Here is a 3,017-nt window from a genome sequence, read left to right as displayed (position 1 = left end):
TCAAAAAATCCTCCAACAATAACGTCATTCCTACACTTCCAATCTATCTCTTTATGAAATAGATTATCTCGGATAGGTGGGGAATTTTAAACCGTTATTATTGAGGATTTTAACACCGATATTCACATTCCATAAGGGAAAAAAGGAAAGTCCTCAATTTCAATTTCAGATAAAACGAAATGGTCAGTAATCCAGCCGATAACTTCTGCTTCAAATTCATGACCTTCCAAAATAATCACACTCCTTTTCGTCAACTAAAGATGGAAAGCAAAAATAAAGGTGGAGGACGCCCATGAAAGATTTTTTTGTCAGAAACCGTTTGAACAGGTAAGCCGCAAATCATGACCTCCTTGGTAGCAGAATAACAATTTTTTACAACGCGTTTTCTGTCGTTTTTCATTTTTTATCCCTCCCATTTGGTCACAACTTAAAAACGCCATCTGTCGGTAAAATACCGTTCAAATGGCGTTTAAAGCATCATGAATATTGGAATTTTGAATCAGATATAACAGGCTCTATTGATTAGGTGCAATTGCACTTTTTATATTTTTTAATATGTTTTATATGTTTTGATAGTATCCTAAAACTCTTGATATTACTGCATTTTTGCTTATATATTTTACGCTTAAAACAGAGTGGGAGTGAGTATTCATTTTAGGTTGTAAATTGCTCTAAGCGTTGAGTTACTAGCTTTTCAGCATTATCTGCTGAAAATGAAGTTCATACACGTGCAACTATACTATATAATTTTAAGAGTCTTTTTTGTATGTTTGTTTATCAAATATATAAGGAAGGCTCTTTTTATTTTGTTAAAACGTATTCCTTCCTAAACATTCCTTTAGTATGATAAAAGAAAAATAGGGGGTATATAAGATGGCAGAGATTGTAACGCTTGCTGTGGGTAAGCCAAAGGAGATGCGCTACGATGAAAATCGCACGCTAGTGACAGGCATTAAAAAATCAGCAGTGGCTGAGGTATTGCTGACTAAACAAGGCTTTATGCATGATGATGTAGCAGACAAAAAGCATCACGGTGGCCCAGACCGTGCTGTTTGCTTGTATCCTATCGAGCATTACGAAAAGTGGGAAAAAGAGTTTGGCAAGCCGCTACCTAAAAGTGCCTTTGGTGAAAATCTCACCGTGCGTGGCATGCTAGAACAAGATGTTTGTATTGGTGATGTGTATGCAGTGGGCGAGGCAGTAATTGAAATTACACAGGGACGTGTGCCATGCAGCACGATTGATAAGTATACGTCAGCAAGCTCGCTGATGAAACGTCTTGTGCAAACGGGTTACACTGGCTATTTAGCACGTGTATTGCAAGAGGGTGTGGTGCGTGCTGATGATCGTATTACGCTACAAACAAAAGGCGAAGGTCAACTAACCATATTAAAGTGCAACCAAATTTATTTTACTAACGATCAACAAGCGATGGCACATATGTTAACAATCCCCGCACTCGCTGACGAATGGAAGGTTAAAATTGCTAAACGTTTGGGTAAGTAAACAGTAGAGGAAGTGATGGAAGATGGTAGCATTTTTTGCAACGCTTAGTCCTGTTATGCAGGCGTTAGTCGCTACGTTATTTACGTGGGGGATGACAGCGCTCGGCGCAGCGTTAGTATTTACAACCAAAACAATGAATCAAAAATTAATGGATGGCATGTTAGGTTTTGCGGGTGGTGTGATGATCGCCGCAAGTTTCTGGTCTTTGCTATCACCTGCGCTTGAAATGTCTGAGGGCAAAACACTGCCAGCATGGTTTTCAGTTGCGCTTGGTTTTGTAGGGGGCGCATTATTTTTATGGAGTATTGATAAGCTCATTCCCCATTTGCATCCTAATATGAAAATGAAAGAAGCTGAGGGGATTCATCCTGAGCGTCGACGTCGCAGTACGTTACTAGTGCTAGCCATTACGCTACATAATATTCCTGAAGGTTTAGCTGTAGGTGTTGCTTTTGGTGCTGTAGCTGCGGGATTCCCGTCCGCTTCATTAGCAGCGGCAGTAACGCTTGCGATTGGTATTGGTATTCAAAACTTTCCTGAGGGTACAGCAGTTGCGATGCCGCTTCGACGAGAGGGCATGTCACGAAAGCGTAGTTTTATGTATGGGCAACTATCAGGTATTGTTGAGCCTATTGCGGCAGTCATTGGTGTACTCGCAGTAACTGTAATGCAACCACTGTTGCCTTTTGCGTTAAGCTTTGCGGCAGGCGCTATGATTTTCGTTGTAGCTGAGGAAGTTATCCCAAGCTCACACGAAAACGGCAATAAAGATTTAGCTTCATTGTCATTAATTATTGGTTTTACATTAATGATGGTGCTAGATGTAGCACTAGGCTAAAACACAAACTCGATTCACTAACGAATCGAGTTTGTGTTTTTATGTGTGAGAATGCGTACACGCCGTGGTAATACGCTAACTTCTATCGGCGTCTCTAACATAATTTCGCCATCAATATCTAACGTTTGGGGTGGTGTAGTAGTAAGTGTAAAGTGTTTACCACTTAGTACCGTAATATTTTGACCGAGTTCGCCCCAGTCAAAGCTGTCTTTAGGTGTAAAGAAGTCACGCAAGGTGCCTAATGTTTTAGTGTTAAAAATAAAAGCATTGAGTACACCATCGCTTGGGCTTAAATCTGTGAGGGGCAAACGGTTACCGCCAATAAATAGCCCGCTCGCAATCATCATCATAAAGGTTTCGCCTTCATAGGTTTTGCCGTCTACTGTTAGGTTATAGGTAAAATCATTTTCTTCACCGAGTGTTTTAAGTGTAGACAGCACATAGCTAAATTTACCAATAGCACTTTTGGCATCCGCATCTACATTTTCGGCATTTTGCACCATAAAACCAAGTCCTACAAAGTTAAGGGCGTAATGCTCATTAATTTTTAACGACTTTCCGAAAGAAGTCTCCCAACCTCAAGGAGTGTGAAGGTGCGAATAGCACCAATGAGTAGGTGGGAGATGAATTTCGGTTGGCTTTAGCCAAAGAATTTGGTAAAATATAGACATAA

At 40.3% G+C, this 3,017-nt stretch carries 3 protein-coding genes; 2 read left to right on the top strand and 1 reads right to left on the bottom strand.

Features of this window, described 5'->3' with window-relative positions; all coding sequences use genetic code 11:
* The first annotated feature begins 873 nt into the window (after positions 1 to 873).
* Together DDE80_RS14045 and DDE80_RS14040 are read left to right on the top strand one after the other, a co-directional pair.
* The gene (locus DDE80_RS14045; protein WP_108308554.1) at positions 874 to 1,506 is read left to right on the top strand and encodes an MOSC domain-containing protein; all 633 of its coding nucleotides are present in this window, start codon (positions 874 to 876) and stop codon (positions 1,504 to 1,506) included.
* A 22-nt stretch (positions 1,507 to 1,528) separates the two neighbouring features.
* A complete protein-coding gene (locus DDE80_RS14040) occupies positions 1,529 to 2,344 on the top strand; it encodes a ZIP family metal transporter (RefSeq protein WP_108308552.1) in 816 nt (271 codons plus the stop codon).
* A gap of 17 nt (positions 2,345 to 2,361) precedes the next feature.
* Here the strand turns inward: DDE80_RS14040 and DDE80_RS14035 are convergent, their stop codons facing one another.
* Complete coding sequence (locus DDE80_RS14035) at positions 2,362 to 2,847, bottom strand: diacylglycerol/lipid kinase family protein (protein ID WP_108308550.1); 486 nt, start codon at positions 2,845 to 2,847, stop codon at positions 2,362 to 2,364.
* Positions 2,848 to 3,017 lie beyond the last annotated feature (170 nt).

The sequence above is a fragment of the Metalysinibacillus jejuensis genome (assembly GCF_003057615.1).
In the GTDB taxonomy this organism is placed as follows: Bacteria; Bacillota; Bacilli; order Bacillales_A; family Planococcaceae; genus Metalysinibacillus; species Metalysinibacillus jejuensis.
Note: the sequence above shows the minus strand (reverse complement) of the source record. Positions and strands in the feature narration are given on the sequence as shown.

Coding starts and splice junctions, on each gene's coding strand:
- DDE80_RS14045 (WP_108308554.1), top strand. CDS start 874: ATGGCAGAGATTGTAACGCTTGCTGTGGGTAAGCCAAAGGAGATGCGC.
- DDE80_RS14040 (WP_108308552.1), top strand. CDS start 1,529: ATGGTAGCATTTTTTGCAACGCTTAGTCCTGTTATGCAGGCGTTAGTC.
- DDE80_RS14035 (WP_108308550.1), bottom strand. CDS start 2,847: ATGGTGCAAAATGCCGAAAATGTAGATGCGGATGCCAAAAGTGCTATT.